Annotated in this window: 20 protein-coding genes; 1 reads left to right on the forward strand and 19 read right to left on the reverse strand. The window is 40.3% G+C overall.

Annotated elements, in window-relative coordinates; translation table 11 throughout:
• Positions 1-95: 95 nt before the first annotated feature.
• The 14 genes from PCY16_RS06140 to ndk all read right to left on the reverse strand — a co-directional run bounded on the left by PCY16_RS06140 (position 96) and on the right by ndk (position 13,090).
• Positions 96-1,616 (reverse strand): ABC transporter permease/substrate-binding protein, encoded by a 1,521-nt coding sequence (locus tag PCY16_RS06140; protein ID WP_195413602.1) that lies wholly within the window; start codon positions 1,614-1,616, stop codon positions 96-98.
• A complete protein-coding gene (locus PCY16_RS06145) occupies positions 1,609-2,337 on the reverse strand; it encodes an ABC transporter ATP-binding protein (protein WP_195413601.1) in 729 nt (242 codons plus the stop codon). The genes PCY16_RS06140 and PCY16_RS06145 overlap by 8 nt, the downstream gene beginning before the upstream one ends.
• Positions 2,330-3,295 (reverse strand): zinc-binding dehydrogenase, encoded by a 966-nt coding sequence (locus PCY16_RS06150; protein ID WP_195413600.1) that lies wholly within the window; start codon positions 3,293-3,295, stop codon positions 2,330-2,332. Before PCY16_RS06150 ends, PCY16_RS06145 begins: the two co-directional genes overlap by 8 nt.
• A 13-nt stretch (positions 3,296-3,308) precedes the next feature.
• Positions 3,309-4,073 (reverse strand): nuclear transport factor 2 family protein, encoded by a 765-nt coding sequence (locus PCY16_RS06155; protein ID WP_195413599.1) that lies wholly within the window; start codon positions 4,071-4,073, stop codon positions 3,309-3,311.
• Positions 4,074-4,076: 3 nt separating this feature from the next.
• Entirely contained in the window at positions 4,077-4,526 is a 450-nt protein-coding gene (locus PCY16_RS06160) for a MarR family winged helix-turn-helix transcriptional regulator (RefSeq protein WP_070575561.1), read from the reverse strand.
• 163 nt (positions 4,527-4,689) lie between these two features.
• Positions 4,690-5,409, reverse strand: a complete 720-nt coding sequence (budA, locus tag PCY16_RS06165; RefSeq protein ID WP_073689341.1) for an acetolactate decarboxylase — start codon at positions 5,407-5,409, stop codon at positions 4,690-4,692.
• 15 nt (positions 5,410-5,424) lie between these two features.
• Complete coding sequence (gene alsS, locus PCY16_RS06170; protein ID WP_064524367.1) at positions 5,425-7,101, reverse strand: acetolactate synthase AlsS; 1,677 nt, start codon at positions 7,099-7,101, stop codon at positions 5,425-5,427.
• A gap of 213 nt (positions 7,102-7,314) precedes the next feature.
• Positions 7,315-7,656 carry a hypothetical protein gene (locus PCY16_RS06175; RefSeq protein WP_195413597.1) on the reverse strand — a complete coding sequence of 114 codons (342 nt, stop codon included), beginning with the start codon at positions 7,654-7,656 and terminating at the stop codon, positions 7,315-7,317.
• Between the two features lie 97 nt (positions 7,657-7,753).
• Positions 7,754-9,133: a hypothetical protein gene (locus tag PCY16_RS06180; RefSeq protein ID WP_195413596.1), complete on the reverse strand. Its 1,380-nt coding sequence runs from the start codon at positions 9,131-9,133 to the stop codon at positions 7,754-7,756.
• A gap of 48 nt (positions 9,134-9,181) precedes the next feature.
• The gene (gene lepA / locus PCY16_RS06185; protein ID WP_002891049.1) at positions 9,182-11,014 is read right to left on the reverse strand and encodes a translation elongation factor 4; all 1,833 of its coding nucleotides are present in this window, start codon (positions 11,012-11,014) and stop codon (positions 9,182-9,184) included.
• Positions 11,015-11,135: 121 nt separating this feature from the next.
• Positions 11,136-11,300, reverse strand: coding sequence for a hypothetical protein (locus tag PCY16_RS06190; protein ID WP_171963656.1), 165 nt, complete (start codon positions 11,298-11,300; stop codon positions 11,136-11,138).
• Between the two features lie 104 nt (positions 11,301-11,404).
• On the reverse strand, positions 11,405-12,169 hold the full coding sequence (locus tag PCY16_RS06195) for a (S)-acetoin forming diacetyl reductase (RefSeq protein ID WP_060972977.1): 765 nt from the start codon (positions 12,167-12,169) through the stop codon (positions 11,405-11,407).
• 212 nt (positions 12,170-12,381) lie between these two features.
• Positions 12,382-12,675 carry a rhodanese-like domain-containing protein gene (locus tag PCY16_RS06200; RefSeq protein ID WP_064524361.1) on the reverse strand — a complete coding sequence of 98 codons (294 nt, stop codon included), beginning with the start codon at positions 12,673-12,675 and terminating at the stop codon, positions 12,382-12,384.
• Between the two features lies 1 nt (position 12,676).
• Positions 12,677-13,090, reverse strand: a complete 414-nt coding sequence (ndk, locus tag PCY16_RS06205; RefSeq protein ID WP_171963624.1) for a nucleoside-diphosphate kinase — start codon at positions 13,088-13,090, stop codon at positions 12,677-12,679.
• Positions 13,091-13,256: 166 nt separating this feature from the next.
• On the opposite strand from ndk, the gene PCY16_RS06210 reads away from it, so the two are divergent.
• On the forward strand, positions 13,257-14,402 hold the full coding sequence (locus PCY16_RS06210; RefSeq protein ID WP_195413595.1) for a cobalamin-independent methionine synthase II family protein: 1,146 nt from the start codon (positions 13,257-13,259) through the stop codon (positions 14,400-14,402).
• 59 nt (positions 14,403-14,461) lie between these two features.
• On the opposite strand, the gene trmFO is transcribed toward PCY16_RS06210, so the two are convergent.
• The 5 genes from trmFO to topA form a co-directional block, all read right to left on the reverse strand.
• Positions 14,462-15,805, reverse strand: coding sequence for a methylenetetrahydrofolate--tRNA-(uracil(54)-C(5))-methyltransferase (FADH(2)-oxidizing) TrmFO (gene trmFO / locus PCY16_RS06215; protein ID WP_195413594.1), 1,344 nt, complete (start codon positions 15,803-15,805; stop codon positions 14,462-14,464).
• A 117-nt stretch (positions 15,806-15,922) separates the two neighbouring features.
• Positions 15,923-17,299, reverse strand: a complete 1,377-nt coding sequence (locus tag PCY16_RS06220; RefSeq protein WP_195413593.1) for a sensor histidine kinase KdpD — start codon at positions 17,297-17,299, stop codon at positions 15,923-15,925.
• The gene (locus PCY16_RS06225; RefSeq protein WP_195413592.1) at positions 17,290-17,949 is read right to left on the reverse strand and encodes a response regulator transcription factor; all 660 of its coding nucleotides are present in this window, start codon (positions 17,947-17,949) and stop codon (positions 17,290-17,292) included. Before PCY16_RS06225 ends, PCY16_RS06220 begins: the two co-directional genes overlap by 10 nt.
• Positions 17,950-17,984: 35 nt before the next feature.
• Positions 17,985-18,809, reverse strand: coding sequence for a TraX family protein (locus tag PCY16_RS06230; RefSeq protein WP_195413591.1), 825 nt, complete (start codon positions 18,807-18,809; stop codon positions 17,985-17,987).
• Between the two features lie 114 nt (positions 18,810-18,923).
• The gene (gene topA, locus PCY16_RS06235; protein WP_195413590.1) at positions 18,924-21,068 is read right to left on the reverse strand and encodes a type I DNA topoisomerase; all 2,145 of its coding nucleotides are present in this window, start codon (positions 21,066-21,068) and stop codon (positions 18,924-18,926) included.
• Positions 21,069-21,166 lie beyond the last annotated feature (98 nt).

Here is a 21,166-nt window from a genome sequence, read left to right on the forward strand (position 1 = left end):
TTGTTATCTTTATTATATCTGAAAATAGGATAGAAAACAGACAAATAGTAACTAAAAAAGTTATTTAAAAAGTTACTTTTTGTGCAAATTTTCCATTATTTCTTAATAACACCTTCTTTTACCAAGAAATCATGTGCGACTTGGGCAGCCGGTTTACCTTCTACTCCCACTTGGTAGTTCATCTGGCTCATTTGCTCTGCTGTGATTTTACCAGCTAACTTGTTTAGAATGCCTTCCAATTCTGGATGTTTCTTAAGAAGAGCTTCTTTCATGAGGGGAGCTCCTTGATAAGGTGGGAAGAGTTGTTTGTCATCCTCTAGGGTCACAAGGTCATAGCGAGCAAGCTCGGCATCAGTTGAATAGGCATCTGTTATCTGGATTTCACCAGACTGTATCGCCTGGTAGCGAAGTGCTGGCTCCATGGTGGAGACTTGTAGATTAAGACCATAGACTTTCTGCAAGCCCTTGTTCCCATCCTCTCGATCATTAAACTCTAGCGTAAATCCCGCCTTGAGTTGTCCTTCCACCTTTTTCAAGTCGGAAATGGTCTTGAGTCCATACTCTTGGGCAATTTTCTTAGGCACCGCGACAGCATAGGTATTCTGATAAGCCATGGGTTTGAGCAAGGCTAGGTTGTCTTGTTTCTTGATCCCATCTCGAGCCGCTTGATAGACTGCTTCTGGATCATGGTCGACTTGCGGCGCCGGCTTGAGGAGACTTTCGGTCACGGTCCCTGTAAACTCTGGATAGATAGCAATATCCCCTTTTTTCAGAGCTTCATAGAGGAAGGTGGTCTTGCCAAAATTCGGTTTGACGGTCACTGTCATGTCCGTGTGTTCTTCGATCAAAATCTTATACATATTGGCTAGAATTTCCGGTTCAGGACCTAACTTCCCAGCGATGACCAAGTTTTCTTTTTCCGGTTTGGGAAAAAGACTTGGCGTATAAGATACTCCCAATCCGATAACCATTACCGAAAAAGCCGCAAAGATGGTCCGCAATTTAGCCTTTTCCATCCATTTGAGAAGAAGGTTAAAGGCGATGGCCAAGAAGGCTGAAGACAGGGCACCGATCAAAATCAGACTGGCATTATTGCGGTCAATCCCTAGAAGGATAAAGGAACCGAGTCCCCCAGCTCCAATTAAGGCAGCTAGGGTAGCTGTCCCAATAATCATCACAGCTGCTGTCCGAATCCCAGACATGATGACGGGCATGGCCAAGGGAATCTCAAACTTCTTGAGTCGTTCCCACTTGGTCATCCCAAAGGCCACCCCTGCTTCTTCTAGACTTGGATCAATCCCCTGCAAACCGGTGATGGTATTTTGAAGGATGGGGAAAATGGCATAGATGACGAGAGCTGTCAAGGCCGGAAGTGTTCCAATTCCCATGATGGGAATGAAGAGGCCCAAAAGGGCCATGGAAGGAATAGTCTGGAAGATCCCAGCCACCTGTAAAACCCAGTTGCTGGCTCTCTTGCGTGTACTTAAATGAATAGCCAGAGGGACCGCCAGAAAAATCGCAAGGAGAAGGGTCAGTAATGACAGTTGCAAATGTTGCCCTAGTGCAGTGAGCCAGTCTCCAAAACGTTCTTGAAAGGTTGCAAATAGTTTAGACATGGTGAGCACCTCCAAATAAATCCTCAACAAAGTCGTTGGCTGGTTGGGCTAGAATGGTCTCAGAATCCGCCACCTGCACAATCTCTCCTTCTTGTAGCACCGCAATCTGATCGCCTAATTTCAAGGCCTCGTCCGTATCATGGGTCACGAAAATAGTCGTCATACCAAATTCTTTGTGCAAGTCTTTGGTGAGAGCCTGCAACTGCTTACGAGAAATAGCATCCAAGGCTGAAAAGGGCTCGTCCATCAATAGAATCTTTGGCTCTGCAATGATGGCCCGCACAATGCCAATCCGTTGTTGCTCCCCACCCGATAACTCGCTTGGCTTGCGATTTGCATACTCTGCAGCAGGCAGACCTACCTTGTCCAAGAGTTCTTCAGTTTTAGAGGCTATTTGGCTTTTAGTCCACCCTTTCATCTCTGGAATTAAAGCAATATTCTCAGCGACAGTTAGATTTGGAAAGAGAGCAATGGCCTGCAAAACATAACCAGTAGAAAGACGTAACTCTCGTTCATCATAGTCCTTGATGCGTTTTCCGTCCATATAAATATTGCCATCTGTCGGCTCCAAAAGACGATTGATCATCTTGAGCATGGTGGTTTTCCCAGATCCTGAAGGTCCCACAAGGACCATAAATTCTCCATCTTCAATACGGAGATTGACATCTTTTAAAATGTCTGTATCCGTGTAGCGCAGGACTACATTTTTATATTCAATCATATTCTTCCTCAATTTTCACAATTACTTTCCCGAAGGACTGGCTACTTTCAAGATAGGTGTGCGCTTCTTGTATCTCTTCTAGTCTATAAACCTTCTCAGGCCGGACATCCACTTGATACAATTCCACAAAATCGATCAACTCTTGGAGCTTTTCATTTGAAACACTCCCCGAATAAAAGGTCGTTAAATAAACATTCTTCGCCAATTCAACAATTGGATCAAAATCAGCCAAGGTCCACTGGCCACCTAATTGACCACAAGAGCAGATAATTCCTCCTTCACTTAAGTGATGGATACTATCTTTGATATGACGAGGTCCCACTAGATCTAGAATTTTTGTGAAAGACTCCTCACTTTGCAAAACGCCATCCTTCTCCAAAATCACCTGATCAAATCCAACCGCCTTCAATTGGTCTTCCTTGGCTAAATTTCGGCTAGTTCCTACCAAGTGAATCTCAGGAAATTTTCCTTTAAGTAGTTTAGCAAAAGCAATTCCTACACCACTGGTTGCTCCGCGAACTAACACGCAATCTTTCTCCTCAATCTTGAGATTAAGAAAAGAGCCATAAGCTGTGTAATAGGTTTCAGGAAGGGCAATCAAGCTTTCCAAATCAAGTTCTGTCTTGATTGGATAAATTTGCTCATTTGGGAGAAGTGTATACTCTGCATAACCTCCATCAAAAGCTCGCCCCATCTCCCCCATAATGGAAATGATTTGCTGTCCAATCTTCAAATCCGGTCGTGTCGTTTGTTCCACAAGACCGACACACTCAATTCCTAACACACGAGGAAATTGAACTGACGGCGATAAACCCTGACGGGTAAAAATTTCACTGTGATTGATACCAAATCCTTGAATTTTCACCAATGTCCAACCGGCCTCCAAAATTGGTTTTTGTCGTTCGACAACTTCTAATACCTCTGGTCCACCTGGACTGCTCACAACAACTGCTTTCATAAGGTACTCCTTCTTAAAACTTCCCTCTATTGGTCAAGTCTTCTACCTTAGGCATCACTTCCTTATTATCCCAATGTTCAACAATTTTTCCATTTTCTAAACGGAAGATATCGTACTGAGCATAAGGCACTCCATCCATCAAGACCTGACCATAACTAACTGCATAATTCCCTTGCGTCAAGAGTTGGAAAACAAAGTCATAGGCCACATCGTGCTCGCGTACGTAGTTCTTATAAGCTTGGCTTCCTTGCCCAATCTCATGGTTATGCTGGATCAGTTCCTCTGCCACAAAGTCTTCCCATTGATCAAGTTCCTTGTTTTGGTAAATTTCTGTCAAGAAACGACGGACCAATTTTTTATTTTCTGCTGTCTTACCCAAATCCTTGATTTCAAAATCTCCAAAGATCTGATCTAGTTGGCCATTTTCAGGTATGCGATAGTAGTCAATAACGTCCCAATGCTCAACGATACGACCATTTTCATCTGCACGGAATGTATCCGTCGTTACCCATTGGGATTCTCCACCGTTCAGATATTGGTGAACATGAACAAAAACAAGATTTCCATCTTCAATGGTACGAACAATCTTAATATCACGTTCTGGATGACGTTTAAAAAAATCTGCAAAGAAAGCCGCAAAACCTTCTTTCCCATCTGGAACCCCTGTCGAGTGTTGGATATAGGCATCCCCTACAGAGCTAGCCTGAGCTTCTGCCACACGGCCATCTTGAATGGCATGAAGGTATAGATTTTGTGCGTTTTGTGCTTGAATAGACATGACTTATTCCACGTTTTCTTTTTTCTTTAAATTATTTATAATACGCTCTTGATAGGCCTCAAATTCTTGGATTTCGTTATCCGAAAAGCCTTGGTAGAATATCTCTCCCAGTTCCTGACTGACGCAATCTCCAATTTCTTTTTGCGCCCAACCTAATTCCGTCAAGACTACAAACTTCTTGCGCTTGTCCTGGTCACTCTGTTCAATCTTAACCAAGCCTTGCTCGACCAACTTCTTTATCATGCTAGTCAATGTGTTATTAGCTAGTCCCGTCGCTAGAGCAATATCAGTTGCAGTTACCCTTCCTTGCTCTTTTTGCCATAAGACTGTTAAAATTTTCCCTTGTTCACTTCTGTATTGAGCATCTGGTTCCTTGCTCAAGAGTTTTTGAAAGATACGCCCGTTCAACAAGCGTATCTGTAAAGCTTGGTAGCCTCCTGTCATCTTATCCATTTTTGTCTCCTTTTTATTTCTATATCGAAATATCATATTCATTGTATCACTGTTCGTTACATCTGTCAACTATTTCGATATCGAAATAATTATAAAAACAAAAAAACTTTCCTAATCATCTAGGAAAGTTCTAACTATAATCGATTGATATCTTTAAAATCTTTTATTCAGCCTTGGTAATATCTTCACGCATTTCATCGACATTGAATTTAGCAAAGAGATACTGACGGTCTTGAACTGGGAAACGTTGATCGAGTTGGTCAACTGGACCGACTTCAACTATACCATTGTCAATAATAAAGTCCATGACATGCCCACCAAATGATAAATCATCTGATATAAAATGTAAATGATAGCCAGCCACGCTCACACCGTGGAACATTTCTGGTGTCCAAATCCCAACGATGGTACCTGAAATATTATCAGATTCATACTCTGGTTGATGAGTCGCAACTTCAGCAAATTTCGTATCAGGAGTAGACTTAGGTATCATGCGGACATGCATGTGTTTAAAATGCCCTTTAATCTTGATGGAACGGAAGAGATTAACCCCATCATAGTAAGATTCAATACGATCCTCAAGTTCTTTATCAGTCATTTCAAAACGTTGACGGAAGATAACTTCAGCTTGGTGAGGTACGACTGCTGCATAGGGAACTTTTTCATCTGGAGAAACTTCTACCACTTCGACTTTACCTTCAGAGCCTTTAGCTTGATAGGCTTTACCATCAAGAACAATCAACTCCCCATCAATAGAATCTAATGTTCCAAGACCCAAGTCTCCATGCTCCAACAATTCACCAACTGTTAAAGTACCTCCATAAAGCCCAGCCATCAAGGCTCCCAAAGTATTATATTGAAATAATTTTATGGCTTCAGACATGTCTACACCCTCTTTTTAGTAAAATTCATCTGGCAAAATAGTTTCGCCGAGTTTAATATTATCTTTATAGTCGATTGGAACATCAATAAGGACTGGTCCATCTACAGCTTGAGCCAAGGCTTCTTGGAGCAAGCTAGAAAACTCCTCTTTACTTGTTGCACGATAACCTTTCGCTCCAAAGCTCTCAGCATATTTTACAAAATCTACAGGACCAAAGTCAACCCCAGATGAACGACCGTACTTCATTTCTTCCTGGAATTCCACCATATTATAATGGCCATCGTTCCAGATAATATGAACAATTGGCAACTTCAATCGAACTGCTGTCTCCAATTCTTGTGCTGAGAAGAGGAAACCACCGTCACCAGAAACAGAAATGACTTTTGTCTTAGGACGAACCAAAGCTGCAGAGATGGCCCACGGAAGAGCAACCCCTAAAGTTTGCATCCCATTTGAGAAAAGCAAATGACGTGGTTCATAAGATTTGAAATAACGAGCCATCCAGATATAGTGACTACCAACGTCAACGGTAACTGTCATATCATCATCTGTTTGTTCTTGTAAAACTTCAATTAAATCGAGTGGATGTACGGTACCTTCTTCGGGCTGACGCTCAAATTTAACATCTTCAACGACTGTATTTTTTAACCCTTTTAGATATTCAACTGATCCTTCAGGTAATTTGTAGCCTTGAATAGCTGGCAAGAGCAAGTCTAAGGTTGCTTCTACATTGCCAATCAACTCACGTTCTGGCTGGAAGTAAGTATCCACCTCAGCAGGTTCAACATCAATTACGATAATACGTGCTGAAATTTCAGCATTCCAGTTACGTGCTTCATACTCAATTGGGTCATAACCAATGGCAATAATCAAGTCCGACTTCTTAAGCAACATGTCCCCCGGTTGGTTACGGAAAAGACCTACACGACCAAAGAAAGTATCCTCTTCAAGGTCACGTGACACGATACCAGCACCTTGGAAAGTTTCAACAACTGGTAATTTAACATGTTTCAAAATCTGGCGAATAGAGTAAGTTACAGCTTCTGATGAAGCACCGTTCCCTAAAAGTAAGACTGGCAATACGGCATTTTTAATCGCCTGTGCGAGATAGTTAATATCAGAAACAGATGCTGAACCAAGTTTTGGATCCGTCATAGGCTTGATAGCCTTAACACTGACCGGAGCATCGGTCACGTCTTGAGGAATTGAAATAAAGCTTGCACCCGGTTTCCCTGACTTAGCATGGCGATAGGCATTCGCTACCGTTTCAGAAAGGGTATTAGCATCATGTACTTCAGCAGCATACTTAGTAATCGGTTCAAGCATAGCAACGTTATTCATTGATTGATGGGCACGTTTCAAAAGATCTGCACGCTTAACCTGACCACCAATAGCAAGAACAGGATCTCCTTCATCTGTCGCTGTTACCAAACCAGTAGCCAAATTTGAGACACCTGGACCAGATGTTACCAATACTACACCGGGTTTCCCTGTGATACGTCCAACGCCTTGAGCCATAAAAGCAGCATTTTGCTCATGACGGGCAACAATCAATTCAGGTCCCTTATCTTCCAAAGTATCAAAAACCCTATCGATTTTTGCACCTGGAATCCCAAAGACATAATCAACATCATGGTTGATCAAACTATCAACCACTAAATCCGCACCATACAATTGCTTTTCTTCTGACATGAACACAGTCCTTCTGGCCCTAAAATGATAGAGCCAATTTTCCTTTCAAGTATAAGTCACAAAGTGTCAAAGTCTGCTCGTTTTTTCACAAACTTTTATCACTTCACAATTCTGTTATCATTATAGCACAGTTTTCAGACAATCTTGTGAAAAAAAGATTGTGAAATTTTGAACTTCCATCGCAAGAAGAAACACCCGATTACTATCAGATGTTCATGAATTTTTTACCTTAGCAAACTCTCGATTAAGATAATTTTGCAAGCCTTCAAAAATCTCTATTAACTGGAGATAATTAGACAAGCTTGAGCGACCAGGGATATCTACGACATCAAAAGAAATGCGTTCCAAGTCCTTTTCATAGAGAATGCGGAAGGAAATCACTGCTTGATCAGAAAAATAATTCTCCCCTGCCAAAATGTAGCATTCATAGATGATGCCAACAGGATTCGCAACCTTCAACTCAATACGAACTGCGCCTAACCCCAAGGCCTCCACTTGCTGAAAACGCTCCAGAATAGCCTGTCGCTGACTGGGGATAAAACTCATGATATCCATAGTGGCCCTCCCAAGATTCCTTTTTGTCTATTATAGCCTAAAGCTGAGAAAAATGCTTGTGATGGGTTTCTTGATAAGACTAAAAGCCCATGAATCCTTATTTAGCTTCTTTAAAATCTCTAAAGTCCGATTTTATAGTGTTATCGTAATCATGTTTATCTACCCACTCCTTAATATCAGCAAAAGAATGAATTTCCTTCCTAATACCAGCACCGTCCTCTACAGAAATTACAATTGCTTGCTCTCCATTTGTTCCCAACCAATGTAAAATATCATTGCTCTGCTCTTCAGGGGAAAAATAGATTTGTGATTCTTTGTCGTACTCTCTATCTCTATAGGACTCATATTGAGCCAATTTCTTTTTATAGGCATCATATTTCCTATCATAATCTTTTTGGGCTTTTTGACGTGCTTTTTCGTAAGCTCGATAGTCTTTCTGATAGTCTTGTTCTGCCTTTTGGTTAAGAATCTCACTAAAACTTAAAGGTTTAATAGGAAAAATAGAATCAGGAAAAACATTAAATTCTGGAATTTTCTTTGGCTCGCTTGGTTTATTAGGTAGGCTGCTTTTCACTGGCTCAGTCGGACCGACCGGAAAATCTCCCTCCTTACCTTGACGGGTCAATACTTTAAATTTCTTTAAGGTATTACTGTTTGTTGTTGTCTGATTAACAGCCTCTTCGTAAATAGGCTTAACTTCAGAATTTTCTTTAAATAGATTAATTTGATTCTCTTGTTTTGATGTATCTACATTATCAATCTCTAGGATCACATTTAGATGAGCTGATAAATGGTTGTTTGTTTGAGCTGGTGACTTCCTTAAAAGCTCATCCAAGTTTCCTTCTCTCTTTAAATATCCCCACATGTTGCTATCATTCACCTGATTACGAGCAGAACTCTTATCACCAAAATAAAGCATTTCATCCTTACTGTAAGAATAATCTGGTAGGTCTCTAGTTAAAAATTGATTCGTATCTAAATTGTAAGCAAATTGCTTATCGTTTTGAGAATTCTCCAAGAAAACATAATCGTAACCATCAATCGATTTTAAAGACACAGCCAACTCCTTAATATCTTTAAAATCTTTTATTTTCTTCAAATATGGGGTCAAATTAATAATTTTCTTTTCAAAATTTTTGTTGATATCATAAACTACCAAATGAGCTTGATGGAGACTACTCATGGTGTCGTAATAGCGAACAAAATGATTTCTACCAATCATCTCAGTAGCTACATTATCTTCAGAATTATAGTAAGTGGGTTCTTGATGACTAATTGCAACATATTGTTGACGTCTACCAAAAATCTCATTGGAAGTTACTTTATCAGCTTTTAGAGCCATCTGTAACTCTTCTACAGCTTTTTCATGAAATTTGTGCTTTGTATATATATTCCCTAAAAAGAAAAGCATTAGTATAGTCGCAGTATAAATCCTTCCACGCTTTGAGAAGGGGAATTTTAAAATCATCTTTATCATAACTTTTATTACAAAAATAGCCAGAACATCACATTCTGACTATTACTCTTATTTCTCATCTTCGTCCATTGAAAGTACTGACAAGAAGGCTTCTTGTGGTACTTCAACCGAACCGATGGCTTTCATACGTTTCTTACCGGCTTTTTGTTTTTCGAGAAGTTTACGTTTACGAGAAACGTCACCACCGTAACACTTAGCCAAGACGTTTTTACGAAGGGCTTTGATGTCTGTACGGGCAACAATTTTTTGACCGATAGCCGCTTGGATAGGCACTTCGAATTGTTGACGTGGAATGATTTTCTTAAGCTTATCAACGATAAGTTTTCCACGCTCGTAGGCAAATTCCTTATGCACGATGAAGCTAAGGGCATCGACCTTGTCACCATTAAGGAGAATATCCATTTTCACCAATTGTGAGCGACGGTATTCTGACAATTCATAGTCAAAGCTTGCATAACCACGTGTAGATGATTTCAATTTATCAAAGAAATCAAAGACGATTTCAGCAAGTGGAATCTGATAGATAACGTTCACACGATTATCATCGATATATTCCATGGTTTCAAAATCACCACGTTTACGTTGTGCCAACTCCATAACCGCACCAACATACTCTTGAGGAACCATGATTTGAGCTTTAACATAAGGCTCTTCAATAGCATCAATACGTGTAGGATCTGGGAATTCAGATGGGTTAGACACTTCAAGCATCTCACCGTCAGTCGTATTAACATGGTAAACTACCGATGGTGCTGTCATAATGAGGTCGATATTAAACTCACGTTCCAAACGCTCTTGGATAACATCCATGTGAAGAAGACCCAAGAAACCACAACGGAAACCAAAACCAAGGGCTTGAGACGTTTCAGGCTCAAACTGAAGACTGGCATCGTTCAACTGGAGCTTTTCAAGAGCTTCACGCAAGTCATTGTATTTATTAGACTCAATTGGATAAAGACCGGCGAAGACCATTGGATTCATTTGCTTATAGCCATGGAGTGGCTCTGCTGCTGGATTATCCGCAAGTGTTACTGTATCACCGACACGGGTATCCGCAACAGTCTTGATTGAGGCCGCGATATAACCAACATCACCTGTCGCAAGGTAGTCACGGCCAACAGCTTTGGGCGTGAAGATACCAACCTCAGTAACATCAAAGGTCTTGCCATTAGACATCATTTGAATCTTATCACCTGGTTTAACCATCCCGTTAACCACACGCACTTGGAGGATAACCCCACGGTAGGCATCATAAACAGAGTCAAAGATAAGGGCTTGGAGAGGCGCTTCGACTTCACCTTGAGGTGCAGGAACTTTCTCAACGATTTGTTCGAGAATCTCCTCGATACCGATACCAGCTTTAGCTGATGCAAGCACGGCTTCAGAAGCATCTAGTCCGATAACATCTTCAACCTCTGTACGTACACGTTCAGGATCTGCGGCTGGAAGGTCGATTTTATTGATAACTGGTAAGATTTCCAAGTCATTATCTAGGGCCAAGTAAACATTGGCAAGTGTTTGCGCTTCAATCCCTTGAGCAGCATCCACCACCAAGATTGCACCCTCACAGGCAGCAAGAGAACGTGACACTTCATAAGTAAAGTCCACGTGTCCTGGTGTGTCGATTAGGTGGAAAATATATGTTTCTCCATCTTTAGCTGTATAGTTAAGCTCAATGGCATTTAGTTTGATAGTGATACCACGTTCACGCTCGAGGTCCATACTATCAAGGAGTTGCGCCTGCATCTCACGACTTGATACTGTCTCAGTCTTTTCCAAAATACGGTCAGCAAGGGTTGATTTACCGTGGTCAATATGGGCAATAATAGAGAAGTTACGAATCTTCTCCTGTCGTTGTTTTAATTCTTCAATATTTGGCATTTTTATCTTTCCTAGTTCTTACTTGTGATTATAAAAAAACTAATCGTTACCTTCTATTATACAAAAAAGACAGGCTTTTGCCTATCTCTAATATCTGCTTTCTGACCGCATTTAGTCCTTCTTACTTCTTAAAATTATCGTTGTAGTGCTTATTAATAATTGCCGAGCGCTTGTTTTCTGTAGAACTACTTGAAAATGGAGCTAAACCGAAGGCTAGTACAACAATTCCCAATAGAATGAGACTAAAAAATGGGTGCTCTATAATATAGTGTAAAATATCTGACATAGAAAGGCTCCTTTTAAAGCGTAATTAATCACAATTATATTATCAGAAACATTATGTTTTATCAAGCAAAAAAAAAAGAGAGTCTTCCGCTCTCCTTTTTAATATTAATGGAATTGCATACCACCATCAACGATGATTGTTTGACCTGTGATGTAGTTTGAGTCAGGTCCAGCCAAGAAGCTAACTGCTGCTGCCACATCTTCAGGTTCTGACAAACGTTTGAGAGTAATATCTTTAGCAAAAGTTTGCATACCCCATTCATCATCTTTACCAGCATTTTTACCAACTTCGTGAGCAATGTCAAACATCATTGGAGTCTTAACGATACCTGGTGCATAAGCATTAACAGTGATACCTGATTCAGCCAAGTCACGCGCCAAAGTTTGAGTAATACCACGCACAGCGAATTTAGTACCACCGTATACAGTCAAGTTAGGGTTACCAACGACACCAGCTTGAGAAGTTGCATTGATGATTTTACCACCATGACCGAGTGCTTTAAATTGTGCTTGTGCAGCTTGAGCACCCCAGATAACACCACCGACATTGATGTTAAATGTACGTTGGAACTGTTCTTCAGTAATAGTATCAAGTGGTGTTGTTGGTGCCACACCGGCATTATTAACAACAACATTCAAGTCACCAAAGTGATCAACAACTTTTTGGAAAGCAGCTGCTACTTCAGCTTGTTTAGATACATCAGCTACAACCGCAAATGCTTTGTCTGCTGACAATTCAGCAACCGCTTTTTCTGCAGTTTCAGCGTTGTAGTCCAATACTCCGACTTTAAAACCATCTTCAACCAAACGTTTTGCAATCGCAAAACCAATACCTTGACCTGCACCTGTAACAATAGCAACTTTTGACATACGAAATCCTCCTCTACCAATTAGAGTCACTGGCTTAATACCCAGCCTTATCTCAATTGGAATACGCTAAGTTAGTCAAGTTCTGGCAAAGTCATTTTCATAGGCTTTGTCTTAACTCAATAAAAATTCTACTCCTTTATGAAAACGTTGTCAAGTAATTATCAAACTTTTCTGAAAACAAATAAGACCACCCTTGGGTGACCTTATTCCTATTATTCTTCAAATTCAAAACCTAGTGCTTCCATATCGTCCAAGCCACCCAAGTTAGTCACCTTAGTATAACCTCGCTCTTTAAGAACTGATGCAGCAAATTCTGCACGAGGCCCCATTTTACAATAGAGGTAAATTGAAGCGTCTTTTTCAGCTGGAATCTCAGCAGAAAAAAATTGTGTATGAGGAATCAAGAGGGCATTCTTAACATGACCTTCTGCATACTCTTCTGGACTTCTGACATCAATTAACAGTCCACCCTTAGCTAAATCAGATTGAATCTTTACTAAATCCATCTTACTCACCAAACCAAATCTGAATTTCTCGAGCCGCAGATTCTTCTGAATCAGAACCATGAACAATATTCGGAACCATGTCCCCATCTGGTGCAGTTGCAAAGTCTCCACGAATCGTTCCTGGAGTAGCATCCCCAGGATTAGTTGCTCCCATCATATCACGCCATGACTTGATAACACCTGGGCCAGACATAATACCAATAACTGCTGGGCCACTCATCATGAATTCAGAAATACTAGGGAAAAATGGTTTATCAACCAATTGAGCATAATGTTCTTTAAGACGTTCTTCGTCAAGCATCAGCATTTCCATTCGTTCAATAATGAAACCACGACGTTCGATACGATCAAGCACTTGACCAATTAGATGGCGTTTAACAGCATCTGGTTTAATAATAAAGAATGTTTTTTGCATGTTCTCAACCTTCATCGTTTTTTTCCATTTTACCATAGGAAGCATCATTTTGCAGAGATAAAGTATATATAGCCTAAAACTATAACCTCAGCAAAAAATTAACTATTTTTCATTAGTCTAGATAAGAAGTACTATAGACATAAATAGACATTTCGAGGTAAATACAATGACAAAATCTAAATTCCAATTAGTAGGTTCTCTTCTTCGTCCTGCAGATCTCCGTAAATATAAGGACGAAATCGAGCAACGTGACGACATCCAGTATCCTTTCTATGATGCCCTTCCTGGTTATCAAGAAACTGAAACTGCAGATATTAAGCAAATTGTGGCTGACCAAAAAGCTAACGGTATTGACATCCTTACTGATGGTGAGTTTGGACGTTCTATGTGGCATTTAGACTTTGTCTGGGGATTTAAAGGAATTGAACGCCACATTGCTGAGCATGGCTACACTTTTAAAGACCATGATGGTGGTCAATATGAAACACGTAAAGATATCGGTATTCGCATCACTGAGCCGCTCTCAGGTAAGAACCACCATTACCTAGATATCTATAAATTGGTTAAGGCTGAAGCTGGTGATGAAGATACCAAACAAACTATCTGGGGTCCTGCTCATGCCTACACTGAACTTGCTATCTTTGACCGTTTGGCTGGTCCTGGACAAGTCTATGAAACAAATGAAGACCTCAAAAAAGGTTTGATTAATGCCTATAAAGAATTCTTGGAAGAATACAAGGCTGTCGGTGGAAAAATTGTTCAATTTGATGACTGTCTCTGGGAACTTTTTGACCCATCAAACCCTGCAAGTTTCTTTGCGGAAGGTAATTCTGATTTAGCAGAATTGGCTGATGAGTTTGTAGCTATCAATAACGAGGTTGTAGACTATGCTCACGAAATTGGTTTAACGGTTTGGACGCACAACTGTCGTGGTAACTATGAAAGCCGTTCTGCTGCCGAAGGAACTTACGAAGCCATCGCTAAGAAGTTCTTGGCAGAGCAACACTATGACCGTTTCTTCCTTGAGTGGGATAGCGACACCGCTGGAGATATCAAAGCTCTCGAAGCCCTCAAAGACAGCAAAGCTGAAGTTGTACTAGGACTTTTGTCTTCTAAAACTACTGACCTTGATGAGGAAGAGCGTGTCCTCGATTTGCTTGAAAAAGCGAGTCAAATCCTTCCAAAAGAACGTCTCTTCCTCTCTCACCAATGTGGTTTCGCCTCATGTGACTCAGGTAATGAGTTGGCAACACCTCAACAATGGGCTAAAATCAAACAAGGTCAAGAAATCGCTAAGAAATTCTTTGGTTAATTGAATACTTTTAAATCTGAAAATCCCTTGCCGTATTCGGTAAGGGATTTTAATGTTGTCTAAGCTTGAATAAAAGGTTGTAAATCTTTAAGGGCTCGCTCAGCAATTTTTTCATAGCGCTCTTTCTTGTCACGAATACGTGGGCCTTCCAGTTCTTTGATAATACCAAAGTTAACATTCATTGGTTGGAAATGTTTACTTTCAGCGTGAGTCACATAATATGGGAGACTGCCGATAGCTGTTGTCTGAGGGAAGATAAGTTCATCTTCACCTTTAAAAAGACGGGCAGCATTGATGCCGGCAACCAAACCTGAGGCAGCTGATTCAACATAACCTTCTACACCAGTCATTTGTCCCGCAAAGAACAAGTTAGGATTTGATTTTGATTGGAAGGTCTGTTTAAGCAAGTTTGGCGAGTCCATGTAAGAGTTGCGGTGCATTACCCCGTAACGCACAAATTCAGCGTTTTCAAGACCAGGAATCATTTGGAAGACACGCTTTTGCTCTCCCCATTTGAGGTGGGTTTGGAAACCAACGATATTGTAGAGGTTACCAGCCGCATTGTCCTGACGAAGCTGTACAACCGCATAAGGGGTCTTGAAGTCACCATCACGTGGACCCTTATAATCCTCAGGATACTCCAAACCAACTGGTTTCATAGGACCATAGAGCATTGTCTTGATACCACGTTTAGCCATAACCTCGATAGGCATACAACCCTCGAAATACTTTTCTTTTTCAAAAGAATTCAAAGGAGCTTCTTCAGCTGTAGTCAAGGCCTCGTGGAAGGCCATGAACTCCTCCTTGGTCATTGGACAGTTTAGGTAAGCTGCTTCACCCTTGTCATAGCGTGACTTAAGGTAGACTTTGTTCATGTCGATAGTCGCTTTATCAACAATCGGTGCAGCGGCATCATAGAAATAGAACCCATCTCCACCGTTTAGCTTGTGAATTTTTTCAGCTAAAGCATCAGAAGTCAAAGGACCTGAAGCAATAACTGTAATGGCATCATCAGGAATTTCTGTGATTTCTTCTCGGATAACTTCAATTAATGGATTGTTCTCAATTTCAGCTGTCACTGCTTCTGCATAACCTTCACGGTCAACCGCCATGGCACCACCAGCTGGCACACGGTGAGCTTCTCCATTACGCATAATGATAGAGTCCAAGCGACGCATTTCTTCTTTAAGAAGTCCTACAGCATTTGTCAAGCTATCGCCACGGAAAGAGTTAGAGCAAACCAATTCTGCAAAGTTTGTTGTCTTATGCTGAGGTGTTGCTTTAACCCCACGCATTTCATATAGTTTTACCGGAATACCACGTTTAGCAATCTGATAAGCTGCTTCAGAGCCGGCCAATCCAGCTCCAATCACGTTAATATAATCTGCTTTTGATTGAGACATGACACTAATACCTCTTCGAGAACAAGATGAAATCCTGCCCCCACAAATCTTTCTTCATTTTTACTCTTAGTAGTATAGCAAAAAACTCCTCATCTGGCGACTAGGAGTCATCTGTATTTAAAGTGGTAAAACGATAGTCACTTTAGCACCACCCGTGCTATCGTCATTCGAAAGAGCAAGACTACCATTGTGTAAGCGAATAATATCATTGGCAATAGTTAGACCAAGGCCACTATGATTGCGGCTCTGTCTGCTTTTATCCTCTTGATAAAAGAGCTGAGTAGCCTTTTCAAGAGATTCAAGGGAAAATCCAGGACCAGAATCAAGGCAGATAAACTTGAATTTATCTTCTTCTACCCTAGCGGTCAGGAGCAACAGACTGCCACTGGGTGTATGCTCTACGGCATTTGAAACAATATTCATAAAAGCTCGATTCAACAAGGACCTGTCCCAATGGCCTATGATTTCTTTCTTAATATCCTTCTTGTCAAATACCACATTGATTTGTTTCGCTTGTGCTAGTGACAAGGTTTGATCGTAAATGTCTTCAACAAATTCCCTAACCGAAATGTCTTCAAGCGTCAAGGTTTTCGTCAAACTCGTTTTGTTGACTTCAGACAACTCTTTAACATAAGAATCAACCTGTGCAATCCCTTTTTGAAAATGCTCTAATAAGTCCATCTGTTCCGTATCCAAGGGCGTCATAGCTAAGAGTTCCGCATTCCCACGAGCAACTGTCAGTGGGGTCTTTAAATCATGTGTCAAGGCTGAAATCTGATTTTGCTTATCTTGCTCTGCCTTCCAATTTTCCATCAAAGATTCACGGAGCGCAACCCTCATGTGATCCAAGCCACTTAAAACCTGATTGAATTCCTTAATTGTAGACTGCGAGGTTTGAAAATCCAAATCTTGTTGGGAAATTTTTTCAGTAGCTCTCAGTATCGGTCTAAGCTGCTGGCGTAATTTATTTGCATAGTAAAAAGTTAAAATAATAAATATGATTAAGATAGATACACACATTGAACCAATCATCATAAGATCAGCATTGGGAAAATGCTGGTTCATCCACTCATTACGATACCGAGGTGATAGTTGATAATTGACAATGACTATGCCATCTGATCGTTCAAATGACTGAAAATACCCATATATGCCACCATGAGCATTCTTGAATTGGTAATTTAACAAGGATTCCTCTTGCAAATTAACAGGCATGTTAGACTTCTTAAGCTTAAAATCCCTAGTTAAAAAGACATAGCGAGTACCATCAGGTAAGATATCGGGATTAAAGACCTTAGAAGTCTCAATATCATTCCTCACAGCATGCAAATCACTCTCTACCTGATTTGCTGGAATCACAACGCCAAAATGATAAGACAAGCTGAACAAAAACAAAATAAGTAGGCTACTGATTGCCGATAGGACCGTCAAGCTGACAACATAAGATAACAATAGTGTTCTTAGAGAGTGTTCTCGTTTTTTAATTAGTGCCACTTGTAACCAATCCCCCAGACTGTTTCAATAGGATTTTGCCCAACTTCTTTAAGCTTTGCACGGATATTTTTAATATGTTCAGCCACTGCTGTTGGACTGCCTTTATCCTCATAGCCGTACAAATGCGTGTAGATTTGTTCTTTTGAAAAGACTTGGCCCTTATTTTCAGCTAAAAACTGGCAAATACCATATTCCGACTTAGTCAAATCTAACAACTGATTCTCAAGATAAAGCTCCTGAGCCGACAAATCAAACTGAAAATCCCCAAGTGAAAGCTTATGGTGACGTTCTCGATTTTCACGTCTCAAGTGAGCCGCAACACGCGCTTGGAGTTCTTTAACTCCAAATGGCTTGCAAATATAATCATCTGCACCATAAGTCAATCCTTGGACGATGTCTGCCTCTTGCGTTTTAGCTGTAATAAAGAGGATAGGGCAATCCACCTGATTTCGAATCTCATGGCAAAACTGTAGGCCGTCAACATCAGGCATCATTATATCCAGTAAAATCAAGTCAAATCGAGGTAAAGAGTTCTTATCCAAATCTAAAACACTCGTAAGCCCTGTCACATTATGGTTTTGGAGTTCTAAAGCCTTTACAACAAATTGAACAATATCTTCTTGATCATCAATAACAAGTATTTGAGCCATAACCTTTCCTTTCGTTCAAAGTTACTCTTATCATATCATCTATAGAAGATAACTGACAAGGCGTAAAGTAGATAAATATGACTTGGGTAAAAGACATAGAACAAATATTTTGACCCTTTCCCTCTTTGACCGTTATAACAAAGCATTAAAGGTGCTGCAAATATTTCCATCCATTCAATGTATTTAAACATTAAATCGTGAAAAGAAAGTCTAGTTAGAACAATCGCCATTAGTACCCAAACAAAACTAACACTCACAAAAGCAAGCACTTCTTTCTTAAGATTCTTATGACAAAGATACATAGCGATACCAGTCAAAAGTAACCACGTTCCTCCGTCACTGATAGACGTATGAGTTGGAAACACTGTGTAATTAAGTAAATTAATGAAGAAAGTAAAGACTGGTTTGTTTTGACCTAACAGATAAAAAGGTACCAATAACCATGGAAGCAGTAATGGGAAAAGTAAGGTTGGGATTCCTTTTAGATATTTCTTTTCTTGAATCCAAGCGATACCTTGAAGAGCAACGAGCAAGATAGCAAATGACGACAGCATCATATTTTGCGGAAAGAAACCATCTGGCCTCACAAGAGGATGTAAAAAATTATAGAAACCAAACTGAATTAATCCCATCAAAATTGCTAAAGCATAAATTTTTAGGAAGTATTTCTTTCGATTGTGTGTATGAACGAAACCTTCAATCACAGTAAAAAGGAACAAGGGGGCCGCTAATCTCCCAATCATAGTAAACCAAATTGGTATTTTCCCTGTATAGTCAAAAAAGTAATGAATATGGTCAAATACCATAGTAATGAGGGCTATATATTTGAGTTGGAAACCTGATAAACTTAAACGTTTCATAATAACTCTCCTTTCTTTCATCATTAGTATAAAAAACAAATTTAAGGAAAGTATCAGTTTTTTGGATAAAATACAAAAAACTATCCCAAGTCTTAACTTGAGATAGCTATGTCTTTATTTAACAACAGATTCTTTGTAGTCACACTCTTCGTTACTACAGATGACTTGTTTGCCACCACCACGTACTTTCTTCTCGACGAGGTAATCGCCTGATTTAGGACAGTTACGTCCAACAGGAATATCCCACGACGTAAATTCACAGTCAGGATAGCGGTCACAACCATAAAAGACACGATTACGTTTTGTCTTACGTTCGATGACCTGACCTTTACCACAGGTTGGACAAGTAACGCCAATTTCTTTAGTAATGGCCTTGGTGTTATGACAGTCTGGGAAATTACTACATGCGTAGAACTTACCGTAGCGACCAAGTTTGATAACCATTGGGTGACCACAGATGTCACAATCAAAACCAGCTGGCTCATCCTTAATTTGGATTTTTTCAATACCTTCTTCAGCTTTTTCCAATTCTTTTTGGAAAGGTTTGAAGAATTCATCAATTACCTTCTGCCATTGTTCCTTACCAATTTCAACCTTATCGAGTTTACCCTCCATTTCAGCGGTGAATTTAACATCCACAATATCTGGGAAGAATTCGACGATCAAGCTATTGACGATTTCACCAAGTTCAGTTGGTTCAAAACGTTTAGCCACCAATTTGACATAGTAGCGACGTTGGATAACATCAAGCGTTGGCGCATATGTTGACGGACGACCAACACCATTTTCTTCCAGCGTCTTAATCAGTGTCGCTTCAGAATAGCGTGCAGGTGGTTGCGTAAAGTGTTGTTCAGGCGTTGTCACAACCTTCTTAACCGTATCACCTTCAGCCATATCAGGAAGCATTTTATTTTTATCAGAGTCGTTGTAAACGGCCATATAACCGTCAAACTTGATTTGGCTACCATTTGCTGTGAAAATGACTCCGTTTTGAGACAAGGTCACCTTCATCGTATCAAATACAGCAGCTGTCATTTGACTAGCCACAAAACGATTCCAAATAAGGGTATATAGCTTGAGCTGATCCTTATCCAAATACTTGGCAATGCTTTCTGGTGTTTGGAAAACATTTGAAGGACGAATAGCCTCGTGGGCATCTTGCGCCGCTGAGCTATTTTTCACCTTACTACCATGCTTAGAATACTTAGAACCAAAGCGTTCTGTAATAAATTCAGCAGCTTGGTTTTGAGCAACCGGACTGATACGTGTAGAGTCCGTACGCATATAGGTAATCAAACCTTGAGCTCCTGAACCCAGATTAATCCCTTCGTACAACTGTTGGGCAACCATCATGGTCTTACGTGTACGGAAGTTAATCTTATTGGCAGCATCCTGTTGGAGAGAGGAGGTAGTGTATGGCAATGGTGCATTACGACGGCGTTCTTTTTTCTCTACCTTATCTACGTTGAAGTCGTCACTTGTAATACGAGAAAGAACAGCTTGAACATCGTCATTATTGTTGAGCTTAAGCTTTTTACCATCCAAGCCATAGAAGCTAGCCTGAAACTTCTTAGCCCCCTTCTTAAAGGCACCATCAATAGTCCAGTATTCTTCTGGTTTAAAGGCCTTGATTTCATTCTCACGATCAATAATAAGCTTAAGAGCTACCGATTGCACCCGACCTGCAGAAAGACCTTTCTTAACCTTCTTCCAAAGAAGTGGAGAGATTGAGTAACCCACAATACGGTCCAAGACACGACGAGCTTGCTGCGCATCTACCAAGTCCATGTCAATGGCGCGTGGCTCCACAAAGGCATTTTTCACTGCATCTTTAGTAATTTCGTTAAAGACGACACGATTTTTTTCCTCTGGCTCTAATCCAAGAATATGTGACAAATGCCATGAAATGGCTTCCCCTTCACGGTCCGGGTCACTTGCGAGAAAGACTTGCTTGGCTTTTTTAGCCTCTTTCTTCAATTCATTGATAAGAGGTCCTTTACCACGAATATTAATGTACTGAGGTTCGTAGTTGTTTTCAAAGTCAATAGACATACTTGATTTTTTCAAATCACGGATATGCCCAACAGAGGCTACAACTTTATAATTGCGCCCAAGGTACTTTTCAATGGTTTTTGCTTTGGCAGGAGACTCCACGATAACCAAATTTTTCTTTGGTGTCGCCCTCTTTTTAGTCGTCTTTTTAGCCGTTGTTTTCTTTGTTGCTTTAGTTTTTGTTTTTGTTGTCGTTGCTGTCGCCATAGACTATTTCCTTATAATGTTATAAACTGGCTGCGCCACTAATCTGTCTAAAATCTAGTCACAAGACATTAAAAAATGTAACATCTTGGACCGAGCAA

It is taken from the genome of Streptococcus sp. SS4 (assembly GCF_030440125.1).
Taxonomy (GTDB): domain Bacteria; phylum Bacillota; class Bacilli; order Lactobacillales; family Streptococcaceae; genus Streptococcus.

Bases quoted from the DNA above. Each gene is read 5' to 3' on its own strand.
- PCY16_RS06140 (WP_195413602.1), bottom strand. From the start codon at position 1,616: ATGTCTAAACTATTTGCAACCTTTCAAGAACGTTTTGGAGACTGGCTC.
- PCY16_RS06145 (WP_195413601.1), bottom strand. From the start codon at position 2,337: ATGATTGAATATAAAAATGTAGTCCTGCGCTACACGGATACAGACATT.
- PCY16_RS06150 (WP_195413600.1), bottom strand. From the start codon at position 3,295: ATGAAAGCAGTTGTTGTGAGCAGTCCAGGTGGACCAGAGGTATTAGAA.
- PCY16_RS06155 (WP_195413599.1), bottom strand. From the start codon at position 4,073: ATGTCTATTCAAGCACAAAACGCACAAAATCTATACCTTCATGCCATT.
- PCY16_RS06160 (WP_070575561.1), bottom strand. From the start codon at position 4,526: ATGGATAAGATGACAGGAGGCTACCAAGCTTTACAGATACGCTTGTTG.
- budA (WP_073689341.1), bottom strand. From the start codon at position 5,409: ATGTCTGAAGCCATAAAATTATTTCAATATAATACTTTGGGAGCCTTG.
- alsS (WP_064524367.1), bottom strand. From the start codon at position 7,101: ATGTCAGAAGAAAAGCAATTGTATGGTGCGGATTTAGTGGTTGATAGT.
- PCY16_RS06175 (WP_195413597.1), bottom strand. From the start codon at position 7,656: ATGGATATCATGAGTTTTATCCCCAGTCAGCGACAGGCTATTCTGGAG.
- PCY16_RS06180 (WP_195413596.1), bottom strand. From the start codon at position 9,133: ATGATAAAGATGATTTTAAAATTCCCCTTCTCAAAGCGTGGAAGGATT.
- lepA (WP_002891049.1), bottom strand. From the start codon at position 11,014: ATGCCAAATATTGAAGAATTAAAACAACGACAGGAGAAGATTCGTAAC.
- PCY16_RS06190 (WP_171963656.1), bottom strand. From the start codon at position 11,300: ATGTCAGATATTTTACACTATATTATAGAGCACCCATTTTTTAGTCTC.
- PCY16_RS06195 (WP_060972977.1), bottom strand. From the start codon at position 12,169: ATGTCAAAAGTTGCTATTGTTACAGGTGCAGGTCAAGGTATTGGTTTT.
- PCY16_RS06200 (WP_064524361.1), bottom strand. From the start codon at position 12,675: ATGGATTTAGTAAAGATTCAATCTGATTTAGCTAAGGGTGGACTGTTA.
- ndk (WP_171963624.1), bottom strand. From the start codon at position 13,090: ATGCAAAAAACATTCTTTATTATTAAACCAGATGCTGTTAAACGCCAT.
- PCY16_RS06210 (WP_195413595.1), top strand. From the start codon at position 13,257: ATGACAAAATCTAAATTCCAATTAGTAGGTTCTCTTCTTCGTCCTGCA.
- trmFO (WP_195413594.1), bottom strand. From the start codon at position 15,805: ATGTCTCAATCAAAAGCAGATTATATTAACGTGATTGGAGCTGGATTG.
- PCY16_RS06225 (WP_195413592.1), bottom strand. From the start codon at position 17,949: ATGGCTCAAATACTTGTTATTGATGATCAAGAAGATATTGTTCAATTT.
- PCY16_RS06230 (WP_195413591.1), bottom strand. From the start codon at position 18,809: ATGAAACGTTTAAGTTTATCAGGTTTCCAACTCAAATATATAGCCCTC.
- topA (WP_195413590.1), bottom strand. From the start codon at position 21,068: ATGGCGACAGCAACGACAACAAAAACAAAAACTAAAGCAACAAAGAAA.